Origin of the sequence: Luteimonas yanweni, assembly GCF_039548475.1 — a bacterium.
In the GTDB taxonomy this organism is placed as follows: Bacteria; Pseudomonadota; Gammaproteobacteria; order Xanthomonadales; family Xanthomonadaceae; genus Luteimonas.
The window spans coordinates 53230-76923 of the sequence record NZ_JBCLVC010000008.1; the positions used below are offsets into that span (position 1 = coordinate 53230).

Below are 23694 nucleotides of genomic sequence, written 5' to 3' on the forward strand. Positions count from 1 at the left end.
GGGCGGCTAGAACGCGCCGCCGAAGGTGAACTGCAGGCGCTCGAGCTCGTCGCCGTCCTGTTCGCGCAGCGGCATTGCATAGCTGATCGAGATCGGGCCCACGGGCGCGCGCCACATCAGGGCGACGCCGGCCGAGGCACGGAGCTCGCCCGCGTCGACGGCATCGAAGTCCTTGAACACGTTGCCGAAGTCGACGAAGGCGGAGACGCGCGCGGCGGGCGAGTCGAACAGCGTGGGGAAGAACATTTCCAGCGAGCCCACGGTCTTCACCGCACCGCCGATCACCTGCTGGTAGCTGCTGTTCCAGGCCGCCTCGCGCGGACCAAGCGTGTTGTCGCGGAAGCCGCGCACAGAGCGCGCGCCACCGGCGTAGAAGTTCTCGAAGAACGGAAGGCCGTCGGCCACCGCCGCGCGGTACTCGGGCAGGTCGTCGGTGTCCTCGGGGGAGTCGGGGTCCTGCACGATGCCGAAGCGGGCGTCGCCGTAGCTGTCGCCGTAGCCGAACTCGAAGCGGGTGTTGAGCACCAGCGCGCGCGAGATCTGCCAGTACTTGGAGAACTCGTAGTTGATCTTGTAGTACTCGGCGGTGGAGCCCGGCAGCGCCACTTCCGCGGACACGCGCTGCAGCGTTCCGCGCGTGGGCTGCAGGAAGTCGTTGCGGGTGTCGCGCGCCCAGCCCAGCTCGCCGCGCCAGGCGTGGAAAGTGCGCTGCCCGATCACGTCGATGTAGTCGACGATCGACTGCGGCGAGCTGCCGCGCCAGGCGAAGATCTGGTTGCTGTCGATGCCGAACATCGCCGTGACCGTGTCGTGCTCGGTGATCGGGATGCCCAGCACCACCTGCGCGGCCCGGCTGGTCGAGGAGTACTGCGCGGTGTTGTATTCGGAGTTGTCGAACTCGCGCCACCACAGGTTGTAGCCCAGCGACAGGCCGTTGTCGGTGAAGTACGGGTTCAGGTACGAGAACGAGTAACGCTGCAGGTAGACGTTGCGCTGGGCCTCGATCGAGACCCGGTTGCCGCTGCCCAGGAAGTTGTTCTGGGACAGCTGCACCGAGGTGGTCATGCCGCTGAGCTGCGAATAGCCGACGCCGAACATGAAGCTGCCCGACGTGGTCTCGGTGACGCTGTATTCGATGTCCACCAGGTCGTTGGTGCCGGGGACGGGCTTGCTTTCGACGTTCACGCTGCCGGACTCGAAGAAGCCCAGGCGCTGCAGGCGCACCTTGGAGCGGTCGATCGCCGCCTGCGAATACCACGCGCCCTCGAACTGGCGCATCTCGCGGCGCAGCACTTCGTCGGCGGTGCGGGCATTGCCCTTGAACACGATCCGGCGCACGGTGACGCGCGGCCCGGGCACGACCTGCAGCTTGATGTCGACGCGGCGGTTCTCGCGGTCCACTTCCGGGATCACGTTGACCTGCGCGAAGGCGTAGCCGATGTTGCTCAGCGTGGATGCGATCTGGTCGGAGCTGAACTCGAGCAGCGCGCGCGAGAAGGTCATCTCGGGCTTGATGAACACCAGGCGCTCGATGTCTTCCTTCGGCAGCACGGTGTCGCCGGTGACCTCGACCGTGTCCACCGTGTACACCTCGCCCTCGGTCAGGCCGGCGGTGATGTACATGTCGCGCTTGTCCGGGCTGATCGCGACCTGGATGTTGTCCTCGCTGAAGTCGATGTAGCCGCGGTCGAGGTAGAAGTTGCGCAGCTTCTCCCGGTCGCCCTCGAGCTTCTCGCGCGAGTACTGGTCGTCGCGGCGGTACCAGCTCAGCCAGTTGCTGGTGCCCGACTCCCAGGCCCCGGTCAGGGTCTCGTCGTCGAAGCTGTCGTTGCCGACCAGGTTGATGTGGCGGATGCGCGCGGCCTTGCCCTCGTCGACCTTGATCGTGATGTCGACGCGGTTGCGGTCCAGCGGCGAGACCGTGGGCGTGATCGCGACGTTGTACTTGCCGCGGTTGTTGTACTGGCGGGTGAGCTCCTGGGTCACGCGGTCCAGCGCGAGGCGGTCGAAGGTCTCGCCCTCGGCCAGGCCGATGTCGCGCAGGCCCTTGGTCAGGTCCTCGGTCTTGATGTCCTTGTTGCCGGTGAGCGTGAGCTTGTTGATCGCCGGGCGCTCGGTGACCTCGACCACCAGGATGTCGCCCTGGCGGCCCACGCGGACGTCCTCGAAGAAGCCGGTGGCATACAGCGCGCGGATGGCGTCGCCGACGCGGCCGGAATCGATGGTGTCGCCGCGTTCGATCGGCAGGTAGGTGAAGACCGTGCCGGCGCCGATGCGCTGCAGGCCGTCGACGCGGATGTCGGACACAGTGAATGCGCCCGGGGCGAGGGCGGCGGTGGCCGGCTGGGGCGGCATGCCGAAGGCGGCCAGCGGGTCGACCGGCTGCTGGGCCCAGGCCGGCGCGGCGAGCGTCGAGGCGAGGGCGATGGCAAGCAGGCGGCGTTTCGGGAGTCGCGTCATCAATGGCGTCCGGGTGGGGCGTTTCGTGGGGGTGCGGCGCTGGGCGCGGCGGCGGTACATGCGGGCATCAGCGCACCAGTTGCAGGATGTCGTTGTAGAACGCCAGGCCCATCAGGCCTGCGAGCATGGCCAGTCCGACATATTGCCCGGCGACCATCGCGCGCTCGCTCAAGGGGCTGCCCTTGACCAACTCGATAAGGTAATACAACAGGTGACCGCCGTCCAAGATCGGGATCGGCAGCAGGTTGATGATCGCCAGGCTCAGCGAGAGCAGGGCGAGGAAATTCAGGAACCAGGCCGCGCCCATGCCGGCGGACGCGTTGGCGTAGCGGGCGATGGTGATCGGGCCGGAGACGTTTTCCATCGAGGCCCGGCCGCTGGCCATGCGCCAGACCATGCCCAGGGTGTCGCGGGTGAGGCGCCAGGTCTCGGTGGCGGCCGCGGGAACGGCGGCCAGCGGCCCATGGCGCAGGGTGGCGTCGTGCACCGCCGACCGCGGGGTGGGCTCGATGCCCAGCGCCCAGAATGGGTCGCGCCCCTCTGCCTCGGCCAGCGTGGGCGTGATCTCCAGCGCCAGGCGCTCGCCGTCGCGCTCGACCTCGACCATGCCCTTCCCGCCCTGCGTGCCGAGCTCCTGCACCAACGGGCCGATGTCGGCGAAGGCGTGCACGGGCGTGCCGTCGATGGCGGTGATGCGGTCGCCCTCGGCGAGCACCCCCCAGGCGGCGCTGTCCTCGCGAACCCGGCCCACGTCCGGCGGCAGCACGAAGGCCTGCGGGAGCAGCCCGATCGCCGCGATCGTGCGCCGGGCCTCGAGGTCCGCGGGCAGCGCGGACAGGCGCAGCGTGCGGACGGCTTCGCTGCCATCGGCCGTGCGCAGGCGCACCTCGACGTCGGAGCGGTCCATGGCCGCGGTGGTCAGGGCCATCGCCGCCTCGCTCCAGGTCGGGGTCGGGCGGTCGCCGATCCGGAGCAGGGTGTCGCCGCGCGTCAGGCCCGACTCCGCGGCGATGCCCTGGGCCTGGCCCAGCACCGGCTGGTAATCGGGCCGGCCGATCACGAACATCGCCCACAGCAGGGCCAGGCACAGCAGCAGGTTGGCGATCGGTCCCGCGGCCACGATGGCGATGCGCTGCCAGACCGTCTTGCGGTTGAAGGCCGCGCCCAGCTCGGATTCCGCGACATCTCCCTCGCGCTCGTCGAGCATGCGCACGTAGCCACCCAGGGGCAGGGCGGCGACCACGTATTCAGTGCCGTCGCGGCCCACGCGCTTCCACAGCGGCCGGCCGAAACCGACCGAGAACCGCAGGACTTTCACGCCGTTGCGCCGGGCCACCCAGAAGTGGCCGAACTCGTGGAAGGTCACCAGCACGCCCAGGCTGACGATCATCCACCACACGGAACCCAGGAAGGTAGTCATTGCGTGCTCGTCAGTGGGCGTGGCGGGCGAGGGCGTGCCGGGTGGCGTCGCGGGCGAGGCCGTCGGCCGCGCGCAGCGCTTCGAGGGACGTGGCCGGGCTGGCCGGCAGCGCAGCCAGCGCGTCTTCGACCAGTGCGGGGATGGACAGGAAGCCGGTGCGGCCCTGAAGGAAGGCTGAAACCGCCTCCTCGTTGGCGGCGTTCAGCACCGCGGGCGCGGTGCCCCCGGCGACCAGGGCGTCGAAGGCCAGGCGCAGGCAGGGAAAGGCGTCGGTATCCGGCGGCTCGAAATCCAGCCGGCCGTGGGCAAGCAGGTCCAGCCCGCCGACGCCGGATTCGATGCGCCGTGGCCAGGCCAGGCCGACCGCCAGCGCGGTGCGCATGTCCGGCAGCCCGAGCTGGGCAAGGGTCGAGCCGTCGATGAACTCCACCAGTGAATGGACCAGGCTCTGCGGATGCACCAGCACGTCGATGCGGTCCGCGGGCAGGCCGAACAGGTGGTGGGCCTCGATCACTTCCAGGCCCTTGTTCATCAGGGTGGCGGAGTCGACCGAGATCTTCGGGCCCATCGACCACTTGGGGTGGGCCACGGCTTGGGCGGGCGTGACCCCGGCGAGCGACGCGCGGTCGCGGCCGCGGAACGGGCCGCCGGAGGCGGTCAGCACCAGCCGGCGCACGTCCGCGCAGGCGCCGCCGGGCGGCAGGCACTGGAAGATGGCGCTGTGCTCGCTGTCGATCGGGATGACCTCGGCCCCGTGTTCGCGGGCCGTGGCCATCACCAGCTCGCCGGCGAGCACCAGGGATTCCTTGTTGGCGAGCAGCAGGCGCTTGCCCGCGCGCGCGGCGGCGAGGGTCGAATCCAGGCCCGCGGCGCCGACGATGGCAGCGACCACGGTGTCGCTCCCGCCGTCGGCGGCAAGGTCGGCGATCGCGGCCATGCCGGCGTGCGCGCGGGTCGGGAGCCCGGCCTCGCGCAGGCCGTCGCGCAGCCGGGGATAGGCCGCTTCGTCGGCGATCACGGCATCGTCGGGACGATGCCGGCGACAGGCCTCCAGCAGGGCCTCGACCCGGCTGCCGGCGGCGAGCGCGCTGGCGCGCATGGCCTCGGGGTGGCGGGCGATGACGTCGAGTGCCGAGGTGCCGATCGAACCGGTGGCGCCGAGGACGGCGACGCGGCGCATCAGAAGCCCAGCCAGATCTTGCCCAGCGCGAACACGGGCAGGGCGGCGAACACGCTGTCCAGGCGATCCATGATGCCGCCATGGCCGGGGATGATGTTGCCCGAGTCCTTGGCGCCGACGTGGCGCTTGAGCAGGCTTTCATGCAGATCGCCCACCACTGAGAACAGCACCGTGAGCAGGGCCACGAGCGCCACCAACGGCAGAGCGGGAACGCCGACGCCGATGAGCCATGCGCCCAGCGTCGCCACCAGCACGCCGGCGGCGGCGCCGCCGACCAGGCCGGCCACGGTCTTGTTGGGGCTGATCCGGGGCGCCAGCTTGCGCTTGCCGAACGCGCGCCCGGAAAAATAGGCGCCGGTGTCGGTGGCCCAGACGGTCATCAGCACCAGCAGCAGCCACGAGGGGCCGTCGTTGTGCAGCAGGGCCAGCGCGCACCACGCCGGGACCACGGCGAAGGTCGCCGCGGCAAGCTTGAACACGCGGGCATTGGTGTCGTGGTCGGAGGCGAAGTCGTAGTGGACCAGCCACATCATGGCCAGCAGCCACCAGACCACGCCCAGCACCACCGCCAGCTTGAACAGCACCAGGGTGGCGGCGGTGCCGCCGGTGCCCCAGACCAGGGCCACCATCAGCAGCAGGTTCAGCACCAGCAGCGCGCTGCGCGCCAGCGAGTCCTCGATTTCGGCCAGCGCGAACCACTCCCACATCGCGGCGAGGAAGACGATGGCCGCGGCCAGCATCATCCACGGCGTGGGCAGCAGCAGCACGGCGGCGATGGTCCCCGGCGCCATGACGAGGGCGGCGATGATTCGGGTGCGGGTCATTGGGTCATGGTATCCGTGGTTGCGCCGCCGGCCACCTGCTCGCCAGTGAGGCCGTAACGGCGTTCGCGGCGTGCGAAGTCGTCGAACGCCTGCTGCAGGGCGGCCACGTCGAGATCGGGCCACAGCAGGTCGGTGAACCAGAGTTCTGTATAGGCGAGCTGCCAGAGCAGGAAATTGCTGATCCGCAGGTCGCCGCCGGTACGGATGAACAGATCGGGGGCCGGCAGGTCGGCCAGCGCCACGCGTGCGCCCAGCGCCGTTTCGTCGATGTCCTCCGCGCGCAGGCGGCCCTCGGCGACGTCCACGGCCAGCGCGCGCGCGGCCGTGGCGATGTCCTGGCGGCCGCCGTAGCTGGCGGCGATCGAGAGCGCCAGGCGGTCGTTGCTGGCGGTGAGCCCCTCGGCAGCGCCCATGCGCGCGATGATCGCGGCGTCGAAGCGGCTGCGGTCGCCGATGAAACGCACGCGCACGCCGCGTCGGTGGAGTTCGCCCACCTCGCGGTCCAGCGCGTTGAGGAACAGCTTCATCAACGCCCCGACCTCGTCGGCGGGGCGGCCCCAGTTCTCGCTCGAGAACGCGAACAGGGTGAGCGCCGCGACGCCACGGTCAAGGCAGAAATCGATGCACAGGTTGACCGCGCGCGCGCCGGCGCGGTGGCCGATCATGCGCGGCCGGCGACGGCGGGCAGCCCAGCGGCCGTTGCCGTCCATGATGATGGCGACGTGGCGCGGGATGCGTGGCGTGGCGGGCGGGGCGTTCATCGCGACCCCCGTCAGACCGCCATCAGCTCCTGCTCCTTGGCCTTGACCACCTCGTCGACGTCCTTGATGGCGTCGTCGGTGAGCTTCTGGATCTCGCCCTCGACGCGGCGTTCGTCGTCCTCGCTGATCGCCTTTTCCTTCAGGAGATCCTTGACCTGCTGGTTGGAATCGCGGCGGATGTTGCGGATCGCCACCTTGGTGGACTCGCCCTCGGCGTGGACCAGCTTGCTCAGCTCGCGGCGGCGCTCTTCGGTGAGCGCGGGCAGGTTGATGCGGATGGTGGTGCCGGCGGTGTTCGGCGTCAGGCCGAGGTCGGAGGCGAGGATCGCCTTCTCGACCGCGGCGACCATGGGCTTTTCCCAGGGCGTGATGGTGAGCGTGCGCGCGTCGCTGACGCCGACCGAGGCGACCTGCGTGAGCGGCATGTCCGAGCCGTAGTAGTTGACCTTGAGGTGGTCGACCAGCGCGGTGGACGCGCGGCCGGTACGGACCTTGGTCAGGTCGTGGCGCAGCGATTCCACGCTCTTCGCCATGCGCGTCTGCGTGTCTTTCTTGATCTCGTTGAGCATGGGCCGCGGGCTCCTGTTCGCAATCGGCGGATTATAGGCGATGCGCGTGGACCGCGGCGCCCGGGACTCAATGCCGTGCGTGGCCGCCGCAAGCGCCGTCGCCGCGTTCGACCTGGAGCGTGGCGTGGTTGATGCCGAAGCGCGCCTGCAGGGCTTCGGCGGTAGCGCGCATGAACGCGTCGTCGTCGCCCTGCGGGCGCACCAGGTGGGCCGTCATCGCCACCCCGCCGGCACCCAGCGACCAGATATGCAGGTGGTGCACCGAGGCGACGCCCGGCTGGGCAGCGATGAAGTCACGCACCGCTGACGTGTCGATGCCCGGCGGCACCGCGTCCATCGCGGCGTTGAAGCTGTCGCGCAGCAGGCCGACGGCGCCGACCGCCACCACCAGCCCGATCAGCAGTGCGGTCACCGGGTCCAGCAGCGCCCAGCCCCAGGCCAGCATTCCGGCGCCGGCGACCACGGTGGCGAGCGAAATGCCCGCGTCGGCCATCAGGTGCAGGTAGGCGCCGCGGCGATTGAGGTCCTGCGCGTGGCCGTCGCGCACCAGCAGCGCGGTGCCGAGGTTGACGGCGATCCCGATCGCAGCGACCACGATGATGGTCATGCCCGGGACCTCGGGCGGCGCCCACATGCGCCGCAGGGCTTCCCAGGCGAGGGCCCCCGACAGGCCCACGAGCAGCACCGCGTTGGCGAGTGGCGAGAGCAGGGTGGCGCGGCGCCAGCCATAGGTGTGGCGCTCGGTCGGCGGCCACTGCGCGATCACCGCCGCGCCCCAGGCCATGGCGAGCCCGAGCACGTCGCCAAGGTTGTGCAGGGCGTCCGACAGCAGGGCCAGGGAGCCGGTCATGAAGCCGTAGGCCGCCTCGACCACGGTGTAGCCCAGGTTGACCAGGGTGATGATGGCGAAGGTGCGCGTGGCCGTTCCCGGCGCTGGCGCGTGGTGGTGGCCGTGATGGCCATGGCCGTCGTGGTGGGGTTGCATGTGCTCAGGCTGGCACGGGCCGCCCGCGGACACTATTCCAGTCGCGATGCAGCAGCCCGGCCGCGCGGATGGATGCGGGAGCGGCCATCGCCGCTCCCGGGCGAGGGCCTCAGCCCCGGCCCTGCACCAGGGTGCCGATCGGCTCGCCCTTGAGGATGCGCAGCAGCTGGCCGGGCTGTTCCATGTCGAAGATCCGCAGCGGCAGGTCGCTGTCGCGGCACAGGGCGAATGCCGCGGTATCCATCACCTGCAGGTCGCGACGGATCACCTCGTCGTAGCTCAGGCGGTCGAAGCGCACCGCTTCGGGATTCTTCTTCGGGTCGGAGTCGTAGACGCCATCGACCTTCGTCGCCTTGAGCAGCAGGTCGGCGCCGATCTCGATCGCGCGCAGCGCAGCGCCCGAGTCGGTGGTGAAGAAGGGATTGCCTGTGCCGGCGGCGAAGATCGTGAGCCGGCCCTTTTCCAGGTGGCGGATCGCACGGCGGCGGATGTAGTCCTCGCAGACGTCGTTGATCTTGATCGCGCTCATCACCCGGACCTTGGCGCCGAGCTTCTCAAGTGCGTCCTGCATCGCCAGGGCGTTGATCACCGTCGCCAGCATGCCCATCTGGTCGCCGGTCACGCGGTCCATGCCGCCGGCCGCCAGGCCCGCGCCGCGGAAGATGTTGCCGCCGCCGATCACCAGCGCGATTTCCGCGCCCGCCGCCTGCGCCTCGATGACCTCGGCCGCGAGGCGATTGATGACTTTCGGATCGATGCCGTAGTCCTCGTCGCCCATCAGCGCTTCGCCGGAAAGTTTGAGCAGGACACGGCGATAGGCGAGTTGGGACATGGTGGATCTCCGGCGGTAATCACGGGAATTCTAGCGGAAAAAAACGAAGGGCCGCGGATTGCTCCGCGGCCCTTCGTGCGTGCATCGCAGTCCGCGGCGTCGCCGCGGCGCGCGTCAGGCCAGGCCGGCCTGCTTCATCACTTCGGCGGCGTAGTCCTCGACCACCTTCTCGATGCCCTCGCCAACGGCCAGGCGCTCGAAGCGGATGACCTCGGCACCGGCGGCCTTCAGCACCTGCTCGACGCTCTTGTCGGTGTCGAGCACGTAGGGCTGGCCGTACAGCGTGACCTCGTTGACGATCTTGGCGATCTTGCCGCTGATGATCTTCTCGAGGATCTCGGCCGGCTTGGCGCGGTCCTTGTCGCTCATCTTCGCCAGCTCGATTTCCTTTTCCTTGGCGAGGAAGTCGGCCGGCACGTCGGAGGCCTTGTTGTGCGGCGGGTTCATCGCCGCCACGTGCATGGCCAGGCCGCGGGCGAGCTCGGCGTCGCCGCCCTTCAGCTCGACCAGAACGCCGATGCGGCCGCCGTGGACGTAGCCGGCAACGGTGTCGTTGCTCTCGATCGAGACCATGCGGCGCACCTGCACGTTCTCGCCGACCTTGGCGATCAGCTCGGCGCGGGCCTCTTCGACGGTGCGGCCGTCGATGGTCGCGGCCTTGAGGGCGTCCACGTCGTCCACGGCGACGGCGGCGTTGGCCACGGCCTCGCAGAACGCCAGGAAGTTCTCGTCCTTGCCGACGAAGTCGGTTTCGCAGTTGATCTCGACCACGGCGGCGCGGTTGCCCTGCTGCGCGAAGGCGACGCGGCCCTCGGCGGCGACGCGGTCGGCCTTCTTGTCGGCCTTGGCCAGGCCCGACTTGCGCAGCGCCTCGGCGGCGGCGTCGATGTTGCCGCCGGCCTCGGTGAGCGCCTTCTTGCACTCCATCATGCCGGCGCCGGTGCGCTCGCGCAGTTCCTTGACCAGGGAAGCGGTGATTTCCATTGGGGACCTCGAATCTGTGGGTGTTCAAAGTGCGCGGCCGCGCACGGTGGCGCGGCCGCGTGTCAGGCGCGTGACGCCGGGTGCGTTACTCGGCGGCTTCGGCCTTGCCTTCGGCGGCGTCGGACTTCGCGTCCGCGGGCTTGGCGGCCTCGGGCTTGGCGGCTTCGGGCTTGGCCTCGGCGGCCTCGGCCTTCTTGCGGGCCGGCGCGCGACGCGGCTTCTCGCCTTCGCCGCCTTCGCTGAACTCTTCCTCGCGCACGGTCGCGGCGCTCGGCGCGGCGGCCTTGCCCTCGAGCACGGCGTCGGCCGCGGCGCGGGCGTACAGCTGCACGGCGCGGATGGCGTCGTCGTTGCCGGGGATGGCGTAGTCGACCAGCGACGGATCGTAGTTGGTGTCGACGACCGCGATCACCGGGATGCCGAGCTTCTTGGCTTCCTTGATGGCGATGTCTTCATGGCCGATGTCGATCACGAACAGGGCGTCGGGGAGGCGGTTCATTTCCTTGATGCCGCCCAGCGAGGCCTCGAGCTTGTCGCGCTCGCGGCGCAGGCCCAGCACTTCGTGCTTGACCAGCTTTTCGAAGCTGCCGTCGGTCTCGCCGGCTTCCAGCGTCTTCAGGCGCGAGACCGAGCCCTTCACGGTGCGGAAGTTGGTCAGCGTGCCGCCCAGCCAGCGCTGGGTCATGTACGGCATGCCGCAGCGCTCGGCCTCTTCCTTCATCGGCTCGCGCGCGCTGCGCTTGGTGCCGAGGAACAGGATGATGCCGCGCTTCTGCGCGATGCCCGAGATGAAGTTCATCGCGTCCGAGAACAGCGGGACGGTCTTCTCGAGGTTGATGATGTGGATCTTGCCGCGCGCGCCGAAGATGTACGGCGCCATCTTCGGGTTCCAGTAGCGCGTCTGGTGGCCGAAGTGGACGCCGGCTTCCAGCATCTGGCGCATGGTGATCTGGGACATTGTGGTGATTCCTGATGGGGAACCCGGCCGCCGGACAGGGTAGGGGCGGCTTGCCTGCGCAATGGCAGGCGATGGGTTCCGGGGTTGGGCCTCCCTGCCGCTTCCGTCTCCGAATCCGGCGCGGCGGGCCTTGCGGCCCTGCTGTGCTGGACACCCCGGGACGGGCTGTTGCGGCAGGTGTGTATTCGACGGTGTCGCCCGTCGTGGGCGATTCCGGGCCGGAGTCCGGCCTTGGGAACCCGCTGATACTAGCCCGCGGGGCCCTCCGGAGCAAGTTTCGGGCGGCGGCGCGCGCGATCGGCGATACTGGCGGCCATGATTACTCCCAAGACCCCAGAACAGATCGAGAAGATGCGCGTCGCCGGCCACCTGGCCGCCGAGGTCCTGCAGATGATCGCCCCGCACGTGAAGCCCGGCGTCAGCACAGAGGAGCTCGACCGCATCTGCCACGAGCACATCGTCAACGTGCAGCAGGGTACTCCGGCCAACGTCGGTTACCGCGGCTATCCCAAGGCCACCTGCATCTCTGTCAACAACGTCATCTGCCACGGCATCCCGAACGAGGCCAAGATCCTCAAGGACGGCGATATCGTCAACATCGACGTCACCGTGATCAAGGACGGCTGGCACGGCGACACCAGCCGCATGTACTTCGCCGGCACGCCGTCGGTGATGGCCAGGCGCCTGGTGGAGGTGACCCGCGAGGCCATGTTCCGCGGCATCCGCGCGGTGAAGCCGGGCGCCACGCTCGGCGATGTCGGGCATGCGATCCAGACCTACGCCGAGGCCGAGCGCTTCAGCGTGGTGCGTGAATACTGCGGCCACGGCATCGGCCGCGTGTACCACGAGGAGCCGCAGGTGCTGCACTACGGCCGCCCAGGCGAGGGCCTGGTGCTGGAAGAGGGCATGACCTTCACCATCGAGCCGATGATCAACGAGGGCGCGCGCCACACCCGCCTGCTGCCGGACGGCTGGACCGTTGTCACCAAGGACCGCAAGCTCTCGGCGCAGTGGGAGCACATGGTCGCGGTGACCGCCGATGGCGTCGACATCCTCACGCGCCTGCCCGGCGACGACAACGACTTCTGACATGGATGCGACCGCGCCAGCTGACGCCCCCGGCCGCATGGGCGGCGCCGGGGACGCGGGCTGGGCGCAGGAACGCCGCGACGCGCTGCTGGCGATCGACACGACCCTGGCGGCACGGTTCGACGCAGGCGCCGACGCCGTGCGCCTGGCCGCGGAGCGCGCGCGCGCGGTCGACCTGGCCGTCGCCGACGCCTGGCATCGCTGCGTGCCAGGCGCGGTGGACGCAGCGGAGTCATCGGACGCGCCGGGCATGGCGCTGTTCGCCGTCGGCGGATATGGCCGCGGTGCACTGTTCCCGCACTCCGACATCGACCTGCTGGTGCTGGTGGGCGAGGAGCCCGACACGGATGCGGCCGGCGGCGCCGCGCTGTCGCGCTTTTTCGCGCTGCTCTGGGACTGCGGCCTGCCCGCGAGCCATTCGGTGCGCACGGCCGAGCAGTGCACCGCGGCGGCCGCCGACATTTCCGTGATGACCGCACTGCTCGAGGCGCGGCCGCTCGTGGCCGGCGACGAGGCGCGCCTGGCGCTGGCGCGGGCGATCGCGCCCGACCGCGCCTGGCCCGCGCGCGACTTCTTCGTGGCCAAGTCGGAAGAAAAGGATCGCCGCCACGCGCGCTTCGGCGACACCTCCGACAACCTCGAACCGAACCTGAAGGAAGGCCCGGGCGGCCTTCGCGACCTGCAGACCCTTGGCTGGATGGCGCGCCGCGCCTTCGGCACCCACGAACTCGAACCGCTGGTCGCGCTGGGCCAGGTGGGTGCAGACGAGGCCGCCGCGCTCGACCGCGAGCACCGTGCGCTGGCCCGGCTGCGCTACGGCCTGCACCTGGTCGCCGGTCGCGGCGAGGACCGCCTGCGCTTCGACCACCAGAAGCCGCTGGCCGCGCGCCTGGGCTTCGCCGACGACGCCCGCAACCTGGGCGTCGAGCAGATGATGCAGGGCTTCTACCGCAGCGCCGCGGTGGTGCGCCGCATCGGCGACCGGCTGCAGCAGCGCTTCGAGGAGCATTTCGACGGCGCCGCCGTGCCGGAGCCGGTCGACTCGGACTTCGAGCTGCGCCGCGGCTATCTGGCTGCGCGCGACCACGACTGGCCGCATGGCGACGTGGGCGAAGTGTTCGCGCTGTTCGCCGCCTGGGCGCGGCTGGGCGAACTCCGCGGGCTGCATACGCACACCGCCCGCGCCCTGGCCGAAGCGCTCGACGCACTGCCCGCGTACACGGCTGCCGAACCCGCGCACCGCGAGGCGTTCATGGAACTGCTGCGCGGGCCGTCGCCGGTGCGCACGCTCGAGCGCATGGCGCGCCTCGGCGTGCTGGGGCGCTGGATCCCCGCCTTCGCGCAGGTGTCGGGGCGGATGCAGTTCGATCTCTTCCATGTCTATACCGTCGACCAGCACACGCTGGCGGTGCTGCGCAACCTGGCCGCGTTCGCGACCGGCGTGCCCGACGAGCGCTTTTCGCAGGCGCACGCGGTGTATCCGACCTTGCACAAGCCCGAGCTGCTGCTGCTGGCGGGCCTGTTCCACGACATCGCCAAGGGCCGCGGCGGCGATCATTCCGAACTCGGCGCCGTGGACGCGCGCGCCTTCTGCGAGGCCCATGGCCTGGACGAGCCAGACACCGCGCTGGTGGAGTGGCTGGTGCTGCGCCACCTGCTGATGTCGGTGACCGCGCAGAAGCAGGACATCGCCGATCCGGCGGTGATCCATCGCTTCGCCGGCGAAGTCGCCGATCGCGAGCGCCTCGACTACCTGTACCTGCTGACCTGCGCCGACATCGCCGGCACCTCGCCCAAGCTGTGGAATGCGTGGAAGGACCGGCTGCTGGCCGACCTGCGCAACGCCACGCGCCTGGCCCTGCGCCGGGGCCTGGAGCATCCGTTCGCGGCCGCCGAGCGCATTGCCGGGACGCGTGCCGCGGCGGCGGCGCTCCTGGCCGGGAAGGGCATCGATCCCGCGGATGCCGACGCGCTGCTGGGGCGCTTCCCGGCCAACAGTTTCCTGCGCGCGCGGGCCGAGCAGATCGCGTGGCAGGCGCTGGCCCTGCACGAGTCCACGGCGGATGGCGAGGAGACTGGACGGCCGGTGGTACAGGCGCGGAGGGTGGCCACCGGCAGCCCCGCGATGGAGGTCTTCGTGCACGACGCGGACCGCGATGGCCTGTTCGCGGCGATCGTGGTCACGCTCGACCGGCTGGGCCTGGCGATCCAGCAGGCGCGAGCGATCGACGGGCCGGGTGGCGGGGTGTTCGACAGCTTCCAGGTCCTGCCGGAAGACGCGCGCGCGGACTGCGAGCCGCGGATGGTGGCGCGCAAGCTGGCCGCAGTGCTGGCGGGGCCGCTGGACCGGGTGCGTCCGGCACAGCGCACCCTGCCGCGGCACCTGCGCCACTTCCGCATCGTGCCCCAGGTCGAATTCGCGCCCAGCACCGACGGCTCCGCCACCGTGCTGAGCCTGGTGTGCACCGACCGGCCGGGGCTGCTGGCCGACGTCGCGCACGTGCTGCGCAGCCAGGACCTGCGCGTGCACGACGCGCGCATCGCGACCTTCGGAGCCCGCGCCGAGGACGTGTTCCGGGTGACCGGCGAAGACAAGCAACCGCTGGACGAGGCGGCGTGCGCGCGACTGCGCAGCGCCTTGCTGGCAAGGATCGACGGAGAAGCAGGTAGATGAGCACCAGGAAGAAGCCCGCCGTGAAGAAGCCGGTGGCGAGGAAGGCGGTGTCGAAGACTGCAGCGAAGAAGGCTGCAGCAAAGAAGGCTGCGTCGGAGAGCGTTGCGCCAAAAAAGGTCGCGTCGAAGACGGTCGCAACAAAGAAGGTTGCCTCGAAGAAGGTTGCCTCGAAGAAGACAGCGGCGAAGAAGGCTGCTGTTGTCCCCGCCATCGCGAAGAAGACGTCGGCGCGCAAGGCGGCGGCAGGCAAAGTTGCCGGGGCCGGAGCTCCTGCCCCGGCGCCGGAGAATGGGCCCGACCAGGAGCTCGCCTTCATGATCGACAGTGCCTGGCACCGGCGCTCGACCCTGACGCCCGAAGAGGTCGAAGGCTCCACGCGGCCGCTGGTCGAACGAGCGATCGAAGGGCTGGAGGAGGGCCGCCTGCGCGTGGCCGAGCCCGATGGCAACGGTGGCTGGCGCGTCAACGAATGGCTGAAGAAGGCCGTGCTGCTCTACTTCCGCGTGCAGGAGATGGAAACGGGCGAGCAGTATCCGGCACCCTACTGGGACAAGATCCCGATGCGCTTCGCCGACTTCGACGAAGCCGCGTTCCGCAAGCTCGGCGCCCGCGTGCTGCCCGGTGCGATCGCCCGTCGCGGCGCCCATGTCGGCCGTGACGTGGTGCTGATGCCGTCCTTCGTGAACATCGGTGCCTGGATCGGCGAAGGCACCATGGTGGACACCTGGGCCACGGTCGGCTCCTGCGCACAGGTGGGCAGCCACTGCCACATCTCCGGCGGCGCCGGCATCGGTGGCGTGCTGGAGCCGCTGCAGGCTTCGCCCACGATCATCGAGGACCATTGCTTCATCGGCGCGCGTTCGGAGGTGGTGGAGGGCGTGATCGTCGGCCACCACAGCGTGATCGGGATGGGCGTGTTCCTGGGCCAGTCGACCCGCATCTACAACCGCATGACCGGCGAGACCAGCTATGGCGTGGTGCCGCCGGGCAGCGTGGTGGTGGCGGGCTCGCTGCCGGCCGCCGACGGCACGCACTCGCTGTACTGCGCGGTGATCGTGAAGCAGGTGGACGCGAAGACCAGATCCAAGACCTCGGTCAACGAACTGCTGCGCGGGCACGCGCTCTGAGCCGGGAGAGGATGATGACGACGCTGCATGGACTGAAGAACTGCGACACCTGCAGGAAGGCGCGGAAGTGGCTGGACCGCTTCGGCGTCGAGCATGGATTCGTCGACTACCGCGACGACACGCCCGAGCCGGAAACCCTGGTCGAGTGGGCCGGCAAGCTCGGCGGCTTCGAGGCCATGGTCAACAAGTCCTCGACGACCTGGCGCCAGCTTCCGGACAACCGCAAGGCGGCCGGTTCGGACGCCGAGTGGAAGCTGCTTCTGCGAGAGTATCCGCAGCTGGTCCGCCGGCCGGTGGTGGTCACCGAAGACGGCGTCGTAAGCCAGGGCTTCAGCGACAAGGGCTTCAAGAAGCGCTTCGGTACCGGCGAATGAGCGAGGTGCTGGCGCTGGCCCGTGAGCTGATGGCGCGGCCTTCGGTGACGCCCCATGACGCCGGCTGCCAGTCATTGATCGCCGGGCGCCTGGCGCGCGCCGGCTTCGCCTGCGAGTCGCTTCGCTACGGCGAGGTCGACAACCTCTGGGCCACCCACGGCAGTGGCGATCCCGTGCTGGTGCTGCTGGGCCACACCGACGTGGTGCCGCCCGGCCCGCGCGAGGCCTGGGCCAGCGATCCTTTCGTTCCCGAAGTCCGCGACGGCGTGCTGTACGGGCGCGGCGCCGCCGACATGAAGGGGAGCGTGGCCGCGTTCGTGGTCGCGCTGGAGCAATACGTGGTCGCGAACCCGGACCACGCGGGCACGGTCGCCCTGCTGCTGACCTCGGACGAGGAGGGCGATGCCATCGACGGCGTGCGCCGCGTGGCCGACGAGTTTCGCGCACGCGGCCAGCGCATCGACTGGTGCATCACCGGCGAGCCTTCATCGACGCATCGCCTGGGCGACCTGCTGCGCGTCGGCCGCCGCGGCTCGCTGTCGGCCGCGCTCACCGTGCACGGCGTGCAAGGGCACGTCGCCTATCCGGACAAGGCGCGAAATCCCGTGCACGACGCCCTGCCGGCGCTGGCCGGGCTGGTGGCCCGACGCTGGGACGATGGCTACGAGACCTTCCCGCCGACCAGCCTTCAGGTCAGCAACATCGCCGCGGGCACGGGAGCGACCAACGTCATCCCCGGCAGCCTGCGCGTGGACTTCAACCTCCGCTACAACCCGAACTGGGACGCGCCTCGGCTGGAGTTGGAGATCGAGTCGATGCTCGCGCGCCACGGCCTGGAGTTCGGGATTCGCTGGCACCGCAGCGGCGAGCCCTTCTTCACGCCGGAAGGGCCGCTGCGCGCCGCCGCCCGCGACGTGCTTGCCGGCGTGGCCGGCGCGTCGCCGGAAGAGAGCACCGGCGGCGGCACCTCGGACGCGCGCTTCATCGCGCCGCTGGGCGCGCAATGCATCGAGGTTGGGCCGGTGAACGCCAGCATCCACAAGGTCGACGAGAACGTCTCCGTCGCCGATCTGGAGGCGCTTCCCGATCTTTACCTGGCGCTGATCGAGCGGCTGCTCCCGCGCTGACCCGCGCGCCGGCCTGCCGCGGCTGCGGATGGCGAGCGCCGTGGGTCTCGTGGGCCCTCACCGTGACGCGGTGGCCGGTATGGACGAGCGCTGGCCGGTGCCGTTGCCTTGGCCCTAGTCCTGGCCCTTGCCCTTGCCCTTGCCCTTGCCATTATTCCCATTGTTGCCGTTGTTGCCGTTGTTGCCGTTGTTGCCGTTGTTGCCCTTGGCGGGCTTGGCTCCATGGCCGGAATTGCCGCGGCCGCGCTCGTTGCGTTGGCCATTGCCGCGCGCGCCTTTTCCGTCGCGGGCCTGGCCCGGCCCGGAGCGCGACCAGTCGACGCGGACCGGGCGGTCGACCACGATCGACTGCCCCCACCGGCCGTAGGTGTCGACCTGTCCGCGCTTGAGCGCGTGGAAGGCCGCCGAGCCGGGCTTGATGCCCATGCGCTTGGCAACGGCGCCCCAGCCCTGGCCGGGGTTGCGCTCGTATTCGCGGACCACGTTGCTGCAGGGCACGCCCAGGGCGTGCGCGATGGCGCATGCGTAGTAGACGTCGCCAGGCGCCCAGCCGCGGCCGTCGAGCAGGTCGACCAGCAGCGGGCGCGGCGCGCCGTAGTGCCCGCTCATCTCGTCGAGGAAGGGATCGCGGTGGTGGCGGCCGTAGTCGTTGATCTCGCCCAGGCGCGAATCGACCCAGACATCGCCGGTCCGGGTGTTGTAGCCGATGGTCTGGGCGGACGCGCTCGCGGCCAAGCCGAGGCCGAGGGCGAACGCGAGGATGCGGAGTCCATTGTGCGTGGCCATGGATGCTGCTCCTGGATGGGGACCTCGGTGGATTGTGGACGTTTGCGATGAACCTGCGGTGATGTCGCCGCGTCAGCGCGGCTCCAGCACCAGCGCGTGGGTGGCGGGCCCCGGAAGGAATGGCGAGGGCCGGCCGTGCACCCAGTCGTCATGGCCGGCGCCCCAGAACGGCGACAGTGGATGGCCACTCTGGCCGCCGGGCATGTGCACGATGCCGTCGGCTTCGCGCCCCGGCGACACCACCATGCGCTGGGACGCACCGAACGCCGGGGCCTGCACCAGCGGCATGTCGGTGTCGCCGCCAAGCTGGTCGGGAGGCATGCAGAGCATGCGCCTGCCCAGCACCGGGATGGCACCGGCCAGCGGGTGGCAGATCGCCGCGGTGTTGCGCTCGCCCCAGCTGCGCTCGACAAGCGGCCCCGCGGCTTCGAGTTGGCTGCGGACATCGTGCGCGGCATCCTCGAACAGCGCCTGCCAGCTGTCGTAGCGGCGGGGCAACAGGTGCGCCGGCTGCGTGGACGCCAGCGGCCATGCGACGCCTTCCAGCTGCGGCAGCGCGGGCATCGCGAAATCCTCGCCCAGCGCCGCGCGCGCCGGCGCCACCAGGCCGGCGGCGATCCGGTCGTGGACCTCGTTGCGCCAGGCGCGGACCAGTCGGTAGCCCGTGGAGTCCGGCGTCGCACGACCCTGCCAGTCGCCGGCAGCGTCGGCGAATGCACGCAGCGCCGGCGCGTGCGCGCCCGCGCTGCCGGCGCTCGACTGCAGCAGGTTGTGCCAGCGCTGCAGGAACAGCGCGCGGTCATCGAGCTGGATCGCGAGCAGGGCGCGTTCGTCGAAGCGGTCGCTGGCGAACAGGGCGTCGCGGATCTGCTTGGCGCGCGCGCCGTTCACATGGCCGCCGTCGCCGATGGCCGTGATCCAGGGTGGGCCTACGACCCGGTTGTTCGCCGTCCAGACGCGGTCGACGGTGGGCGTGGCGACGTGCGGCGCGCTCCGGCCGCTGATGCTCCACGGTGCGCATGCATCGCCATCCGCCACCAGGTCAGTGGCTGGGCAGGCCACGTCGCGCTGGGGCAGCGGCCCGAGCAGCCTCCAGGCGATCCGGCCGCGATGGTCGCCGATCACCAGGTTCTGCGCCGGCAACGCGATATCGCGTGCCAGCAGTAGCGCGCGGTCGAGGTCACCCGCCCAGGCCATCGACATCAGCCCGAGGTTGAGCGCGCCCGGCTGGTGCGCCACCCAGCGCAGCGCCAGGGCGTCGCCACCATCGAGACGATGCAGCAGCGGCCCCCAGGGCGCCTCGTCGATTCCGAGGTCGACCGCGTCGTCATCGGCGACATCGATGCGTTCCACGAAGTGCTCGACGGGCGTGCAGTCGCCGCCGCTGTCGGCGCCGTCGTCGCTCTCGCCGCAGGGCGTCACCCGCGCCCAGTCCAGGGTGTCGGCGTAGCTGTTGGTGAAACCCCAGGCGATGTGGCCGTTGCTGCCCACCACGACCGCCGGCAGGCCGGGCAGGGTGAAGCCGGAGACGTCGACCCGGCCATCGGGTGCGCGCGCATCGGGCCAGCGCAGGCGCGCCCGGAACCAGATGCCGGGTGCGCGCAGGCCCAGGTGCATGTCATCGGCAACGATGGCGCGGCCGTCGGCGGTGAAACGCCCCGACACCGCGAAGTTGTTGCTGCCGGGGGCGGGCGGGCGCGGCGAATCCAGCGGCTGTGCGTCATCGGGCAGGGGCAGCCGGCGCAGGTCGACGGCATCGGGCGTGGGCAGCACGGCATCGCCGGTGGCGGGGCCCAGGAGCGGCGCATCCCAGCTCGAGCCGGCGTGGCTGATCAGGGTGAACAGCGCCGGCGGCAGGTGTGGCCGCAGCGTCCAGAGCGCCAGCTCCCGCTGGTTGGCGGCGTCCTGCAGGTCGAAGTACATCGCGTAGCCGGCCAGGGCTGTGTCGGCGGGCGTCCAGGGCTCGGGCGTCCGGCGCAGCAGCAGGTAGGGCCAGGGCCGCGCGCCAAGGCCGGCGAGGCCGGCGTTGGCGCCCGCGGCGTAGGCGTCCAGCAGCGGCCGCTTGCTGCCGGCGATCGCGTCGATGTCGGCGTCCACGCGGGCGCGCATCCGGTGCACACGATGCCGGCGGTCGGCGTCCAGCGCGACCGCGCCGAACAGCGCGGACAGTTCGCCGGCGGCGGTGCGCCGCATCAGGTCCATCTCGAAGTAGCGCTCCTGCGCGTGCAGGTAGCCGAGCGCGCGGACCGCGTCGGCCTCGCTCGCGGCATCGATGGTGGCGACGCCGATGGCATCGCGGCTGATCGTCACCGGTGCCGACAGGCCCGGCAGCGCCACGGTGCCGTCGAGCGTCGGCAGGCTGGCGCGTAGCGCCCACCACGCGGCGAGTGTCGCGACCGCGGCCAGCAGGGCGAGCAGCAGCACGATGCGCAATGACCAGCGAAGCATGGCGTTTCCCCCTGTAGCCTGCCGCATTGTAGAGCGCTCCATGCCACGGCCAGTGTCGCCGCCGCAGGCCGGTGACGGTGCGCGCTATGCGCGCGGCTGGCGCTGGAGCCGCCAGGCGGCGGTGGCGAGCGTACTGACCCCATCGGCACTGAAGCGCGGCTCGTCGGCGAGGCTGTCGCTGCGCTCGAGCAGGATGGGCGACCAGGCCGCGCCGAACAGTGCCTGCACTTCGCTGGCCTCGACCGCGAACGGCGGCCCTGCTTTTTCCGCTTGCGGATACTCCAGCGTCACCAGCAGCGCGCGGCAGTGGGCCGGCAGGCTGGCCCATGTCGTTTCGACATAGCGCTGGCGCAGCTCGGGCGGCAGCGCGACCAGCGCGGCGCGATCGAATACGCCCGCACAATCCGCCAGCGCCATGCGGTCGAGCCCGAAGGCATCGCCGATGATGATCTCGAACGGACCCGCGCTGCAGTGCAGGCCGTATCCCGTTTCGTGAATCACGGGCTCGAGGCCGCGCTCGCGGAAAAAATCCCGCACGGCCAGTTCCGACAACTCGACGCCAAGCACGCGGTGGCCGCGGGCGGCCAGCCACGGCATGTCCAGGCTTTTGCCGCAGAGCGGTACGAACACGGTGCTCCCCGCAGGCAGGTCCAGCGCGTCCCAGTGGCGTTCCAGCTGCGGCGTGGCCGCCGACTGGTGGAAGCCGATCCGCCCGTCACGCCAGCGCTCGTGCCAGAACGCCGGTTCCATCAGTCGACCGCCAGCCCGTCGACCTTCTGCCAGCCGCGCGGCAGCAGCCCGCCGCGGCTGCCGCGGGCGCCCAGATAGGGCTCCAGGTCGCGGTACGACAGCGACATCGTGCGCGCGCCGGACCTGACCGAGAGCGTGCCGCCCTGCGGCACCGCCGCGATGGCCACCACGCGCTCGGTGCTGCGCTTGGCCTTGGGGATCTCGATGATCTTGTTGCCCTTGCCGCGCTCGAGCTCGGGCAGCTCCGAGACCGGGAACGCCAACAGGTGCCCGGCGCTGGTGACCGCCACGATGCGGTCGGTCTCCATGCCGGCGACCGGCGAGGGCTGCAGCACGTGCGCGCCCTCGGGCACGCTGAGCATGGCCTTGCCCGCCTTCTGCCGCCCCACCAGGTTCTCGAAGCGGGTGACGAAGCCGTAGCCGGCGGAGGAGGCAAGTGCCAGGCGGGCGCCGGCATCGCCGGTGGCCATGGCCACGAAGGTGGCACCGGCCGCGGGCGAGAAGCGCCCGGTGAGCGGCTCGCCGTTGCCGCGTGCCGACGGCAGGCCGTGGGCCAGGGTGGAGTAGGCGCGGCCGGTGGAATCCAGGAACGCGACCTGCTGCGTGCTGCGCCCGCGCACCGCGGCCAGCAGCGCGTCGCCTTCGCGGTAGGACATCGTGGACGCATCGACGTCATGGCCCTTGGCAGCTCGCACCCAGCCCTTCTGGCTGAGTACCACCGTCACCGGCTCGCTGGCCACGAGGTCGGTCTCGGCGAGGGCCTGCGCCGCGCCGCGCGCGACCAGCGGCGAACGCCGCTCGTCGCCGAATTTCTTCGCGTCGGCCAGCAGCTCGTCCTTGACCAGCTTGCGCAGCTTCGACTTGCTGCCCAGGGTCGCCATCAGGCGGTCGCGCTCGGCCTCGAGCTCGTCCTGCTCGCCGCGGATCTTCATTTCCTCGAGCCGGGCGAGCTGGCGCAGGCGGGTCTCGAGGATGTAGTCGACCTGGTCGTCGCTGAGCTCGAAACGCGCCTGCAGCACGGCGCGGGGTTCGTCCTCGTTGCGGATGATCCGGATCACCTCGTCCAGGTTGAGGAAGGCCACCAGCAGGCCTTCCAGCAGGTGCATGCGGCGCTCGACCTTGTCCAGGCGGTGCTGCAGGCGACGGGTGACGGTGTCGCTGCGGAACGACAGCCATTCCAGCAGCAGCGTGCGCAGGTCCTTGACCTGCGGCCGGCCGTCCAGGCCGATGATGTTGAGGTTGACCCGGTAGCTCTTCTCAAGATCGGTGGTCACGAACAGGTGGCCCATCAGCTGGTCCACGTCGATCCGGTTGGAACGCGGGATCAGCACCACGCGCACCGGGTTGGCGTGGTCGGACTCGTCGCGGATGTCCTCCAGCCATGGCAGCTTCTTGGCGCGCATCTGCGCTGCGATCTGCTCGATCACCTTGCCCGGGCTGACCTGGTAGGGCAGGGCGGTGATGACGATGTTGGCCGCTTCCTTCAGGAACGTGGCGCGGGCGCGCACGCTGCCGTGGCCGGTTTCGTAGATCGTGCGCAGGTCGGCGGCCGGGGTGATGATCTCGGCAGCGGTGGGGTAGTCGGGCCCGCGCACGTGCTCGCACAGGTCGGCGACGCTCGCCTCGGGGTCGTCGAGCAGGCGCACGCAGGCACTGACCACCTCGTTGAGGTTGTGCGGCGGCACGTCGGTGGCCATGCCGACCGCGATGCCGGTGGTGCCGTTGAGCAGCAGGTGCGGCAGGCGCGCGGGCAGCCAGGTCGGCTCCTCCAGCGTGCCGTCGAAGTTGGGCGCCCAGTCGACGGTGCCGTGCGCGAGTTCGCCCAGCAGCGCCTCGGCGATCGGCGTGAGCTTGGATTCGGTGTAGCGCATCGCCGCGAACGACTTCGGATCGTCGGTCGAGCCGAAGTTGCCCTGGCCTTCGATCAGCGGGTAGCGATAGCTGAAGGGCTGGGCCATCAGCACCAGGGCTTCGTAGCAGGCGCTGTCGCCGTGCGGGTGGAACTTGCCGATCACGTCGCCGACGGTGCGCGCCGACTTCTTGGGCTTCGAGGTCGCGCTGAGCCCGAGCTCGCTCATCGCATAGATGATCCGCCGCTGCACCGGCTTCAGCCCGTCGCCGATGAAGGGCAGGGCGCGGTCGAGCACCACGTACATCGAATAGTCGAGGTAGGCGCGCTCGGCGTACTCGCGCAGGGGGATCTGTTCGAAACCGTGGAAGACGGGGCGGACCGGGTCGTTCATCTGGACTGCTGTGGCGTTCGGGGACCCCCGATTCTACAAGGCCGGCAGCGGCCGCATGCCCGTGCCTCCCGGTCGGCGCCGCGCCGTCCGGCGCGATGGCCCG

Annotated in this window: 19 protein-coding genes; 5 read left to right on the top strand and 14 right to left on the bottom strand. The window is 70.5% G+C overall.

Annotated elements, in window-relative coordinates:
• Nucleotides 1-6: 6 nt before the first annotated feature.
• From bamA to rpsB, 10 genes are all read right to left on the bottom strand, one after another.
• On the bottom strand, nt 7-2460 hold the full coding sequence (gene bamA / locus WCE39_RS04320) for an outer membrane protein assembly factor BamA (RefSeq protein ID WP_343275480.1): 2454 nt from the start codon (nt 2458-2460) through the stop codon (nt 7-9).
• A gap of 67 nt (nt 2461-2527) precedes the next feature.
• Nucleotides 2528-3880, bottom strand: a complete 1353-nt coding sequence (rseP, locus tag WCE39_RS04325; protein WP_343275481.1) for an RIP metalloprotease RseP — start codon at nt 3878-3880, stop codon at nt 2528-2530.
• Between the two features lie 10 nt (nt 3881-3890).
• Nucleotides 3891-5075, bottom strand: a complete 1185-nt coding sequence (locus tag WCE39_RS04330) for a 1-deoxy-D-xylulose-5-phosphate reductoisomerase (RefSeq protein WP_343275956.1) — start codon at nt 5073-5075, stop codon at nt 3891-3893.
• Nucleotides 5060-5884 carry a phosphatidate cytidylyltransferase gene (locus tag WCE39_RS04335; RefSeq protein ID WP_343275482.1) on the bottom strand — a complete coding sequence of 275 codons (825 nt, stop codon included), beginning with the start codon at nt 5882-5884 and terminating at the stop codon, nt 5060-5062. Before WCE39_RS04335 ends, WCE39_RS04330 begins: the two co-directional genes overlap by 16 nt.
• A complete protein-coding gene (gene uppS / locus WCE39_RS04340; RefSeq protein ID WP_343275483.1) occupies nt 5881-6645 on the bottom strand; it encodes a polyprenyl diphosphate synthase in 765 nt (254 codons plus the stop codon). The genes WCE39_RS04335 and uppS overlap by 4 nt, the downstream gene beginning before the upstream one ends.
• Nucleotides 6646-6656: 11 nt before the next feature.
• Complete coding sequence (gene frr / locus WCE39_RS04345; protein ID WP_343275484.1) at nt 6657-7214, bottom strand: ribosome recycling factor; 558 nt, start codon at nt 7212-7214, stop codon at nt 6657-6659.
• Between the two features lie 67 nt (nt 7215-7281).
• Nucleotides 7282-8199, bottom strand: coding sequence for a cation diffusion facilitator family transporter (locus tag WCE39_RS04350; protein ID WP_343275485.1), 918 nt, complete (start codon nt 8197-8199; stop codon nt 7282-7284).
• Between the two features lie 109 nt (nt 8200-8308).
• On the bottom strand, nt 8309-9031 hold the full coding sequence (gene pyrH, locus WCE39_RS04355; RefSeq protein WP_343275486.1) for a UMP kinase: 723 nt from the start codon (nt 9029-9031) through the stop codon (nt 8309-8311).
• 114 nt (nt 9032-9145) lie between these two features.
• Nucleotides 9146-10015 (bottom strand): translation elongation factor Ts, encoded by an 870-nt coding sequence (tsf, locus tag WCE39_RS04360; protein WP_343275487.1) that lies wholly within the window; start codon nt 10013-10015, stop codon nt 9146-9148.
• A gap of 85 nt (nt 10016-10100) precedes the next feature.
• Nucleotides 10101-10973: a 30S ribosomal protein S2 gene (gene rpsB / locus WCE39_RS04365; RefSeq protein WP_343275488.1), complete on the bottom strand. Its 873-nt coding sequence runs from the start codon at nt 10971-10973 to the stop codon at nt 10101-10103.
• A gap of 315 nt (nt 10974-11288) precedes the next feature.
• On the opposite strand from rpsB, the gene map reads away from it, so the two are divergent.
• The 5 genes from map to dapE are packed head-to-tail and all read left to right on the top strand — an operon-like array spanning nt 11289 to nt 17364.
• Nucleotides 11289-12062 carry a type I methionyl aminopeptidase gene (map, locus tag WCE39_RS04370; RefSeq protein ID WP_343275489.1) on the top strand — a complete coding sequence of 258 codons (774 nt, stop codon included), beginning with the start codon at nt 11289-11291 and terminating at the stop codon, nt 12060-12062.
• Between the two features lies 1 nt (nt 12063).
• Nucleotides 12064-14736: a [protein-PII] uridylyltransferase gene (gene glnD, locus WCE39_RS04375; protein WP_343275490.1), complete on the top strand. Its 2673-nt coding sequence runs from the start codon at nt 12064-12066 to the stop codon at nt 14734-14736.
• On the top strand, nt 14733-15863 hold the full coding sequence (gene dapD, locus WCE39_RS04380; protein WP_343275491.1) for a 2,3,4,5-tetrahydropyridine-2,6-dicarboxylate N-succinyltransferase: 1131 nt from the start codon (nt 14733-14735) through the stop codon (nt 15861-15863). Before glnD ends, dapD begins: the two co-directional genes overlap by 4 nt.
• A 14-nt stretch (nt 15864-15877) precedes the next feature.
• Entirely contained in the window at nt 15878-16237 is a 360-nt protein-coding gene (locus WCE39_RS04385) for an arsenate reductase (RefSeq protein ID WP_343275492.1), read from the top strand.
• Nucleotides 16234-17364 carry a succinyl-diaminopimelate desuccinylase gene (gene dapE / locus WCE39_RS04390; RefSeq protein ID WP_343275493.1) on the top strand — a complete coding sequence of 377 codons (1131 nt, stop codon included), beginning with the start codon at nt 16234-16236 and terminating at the stop codon, nt 17362-17364. The genes WCE39_RS04385 and dapE overlap by 4 nt, the downstream gene beginning before the upstream one ends.
• A 114-nt stretch (nt 17365-17478) precedes the next feature.
• On the opposite strand, the gene WCE39_RS04395 is transcribed toward dapE, so the two are convergent.
• The 4 genes from WCE39_RS04395 to parC all read right to left on the bottom strand — a co-directional run bounded on the left by WCE39_RS04395 (nt 17479) and on the right by parC (nt 23591).
• Nucleotides 17479-18150 (bottom strand): hypothetical protein, encoded by a 672-nt coding sequence (locus WCE39_RS04395; protein ID WP_343275494.1) that lies wholly within the window; start codon nt 18148-18150, stop codon nt 17479-17481.
• Nucleotides 18151-18222: 72 nt separating this feature from the next.
• Nucleotides 18223-20598: a penicillin acylase family protein gene (locus tag WCE39_RS04400; RefSeq protein ID WP_343275495.1), complete on the bottom strand. Its 2376-nt coding sequence runs from the start codon at nt 20596-20598 to the stop codon at nt 18223-18225.
• An 84-nt stretch (nt 20599-20682) separates the two neighbouring features.
• Entirely contained in the window at nt 20683-21348 is a 666-nt protein-coding gene (locus tag WCE39_RS04405; protein WP_343275496.1) for a thiopurine S-methyltransferase, read from the bottom strand.
• A complete protein-coding gene (parC, locus tag WCE39_RS04410) occupies nt 21348-23591 on the bottom strand; it encodes a DNA topoisomerase IV subunit A (protein ID WP_343275497.1) in 2244 nt (747 codons plus the stop codon). The genes WCE39_RS04405 and parC overlap by 1 nt, the downstream gene beginning before the upstream one ends.
• Nucleotides 23592-23694 lie beyond the last annotated feature (103 nt).

Coding starts and splice junctions, on each gene's coding strand:
- bamA (WP_343275480.1), bottom strand. CDS start 2,460: ATGACGCGACTCCCGAAACGCCGCCTGCTTGCCATCGCCCTCGCCTCG.
- rseP (WP_343275481.1), bottom strand. CDS start 3,880: ATGACTACCTTCCTGGGTTCCGTGTGGTGGATGATCGTCAGCCTGGGC.
- WCE39_RS04335 (WP_343275482.1), bottom strand. CDS start 5,884: ATGACCCGCACCCGAATCATCGCCGCCCTCGTCATGGCGCCGGGGACC.
- uppS (WP_343275483.1), bottom strand. CDS start 6,645: ATGAACGCCCCGCCCGCCACGCCACGCATCCCGCGCCACGTCGCCATC.
- frr (WP_343275484.1), bottom strand. CDS start 7,214: ATGCTCAACGAGATCAAGAAAGACACGCAGACGCGCATGGCGAAGAGC.
- WCE39_RS04350 (WP_343275485.1), bottom strand. CDS start 8,199: ATGCAACCCCACCACGACGGCCATGGCCATCACGGCCACCACCACGCG.
- pyrH (WP_343275486.1), bottom strand. CDS start 9,031: ATGTCCCAACTCGCCTATCGCCGTGTCCTGCTCAAACTTTCCGGCGAA.
- tsf (WP_343275487.1), bottom strand. CDS start 10,015: ATGGAAATCACCGCTTCCCTGGTCAAGGAACTGCGCGAGCGCACCGGC.
- rpsB (WP_343275488.1), bottom strand. CDS start 10,973: ATGTCCCAGATCACCATGCGCCAGATGCTGGAAGCCGGCGTCCACTTC.
- map (WP_343275489.1), top strand. CDS start 11,289: ATGATTACTCCCAAGACCCCAGAACAGATCGAGAAGATGCGCGTCGCC.
- glnD (WP_343275490.1), top strand. CDS start 12,064: ATGGATGCGACCGCGCCAGCTGACGCCCCCGGCCGCATGGGCGGCGCC.
- dapD (WP_343275491.1), top strand. CDS start 14,733: ATGAGCACCAGGAAGAAGCCCGCCGTGAAGAAGCCGGTGGCGAGGAAG.
- WCE39_RS04385 (WP_343275492.1), top strand. CDS start 15,878: ATGACGACGCTGCATGGACTGAAGAACTGCGACACCTGCAGGAAGGCG.
- dapE (WP_343275493.1), top strand. CDS start 16,234: ATGAGCGAGGTGCTGGCGCTGGCCCGTGAGCTGATGGCGCGGCCTTCG.
- WCE39_RS04395 (WP_343275494.1), bottom strand. CDS start 18,150: ATGGCCACGCACAATGGACTCCGCATCCTCGCGTTCGCCCTCGGCCTC.
- WCE39_RS04400 (WP_343275495.1), bottom strand. CDS start 20,598: ATGCTTCGCTGGTCATTGCGCATCGTGCTGCTGCTCGCCCTGCTGGCC.
- WCE39_RS04405 (WP_343275496.1), bottom strand. CDS start 21,348: ATGGAACCGGCGTTCTGGCACGAGCGCTGGCGTGACGGGCGGATCGGC.
- parC (WP_343275497.1), bottom strand. CDS start 23,591: ATGAACGACCCGGTCCGCCCCGTCTTCCACGGTTTCGAACAGATCCCC.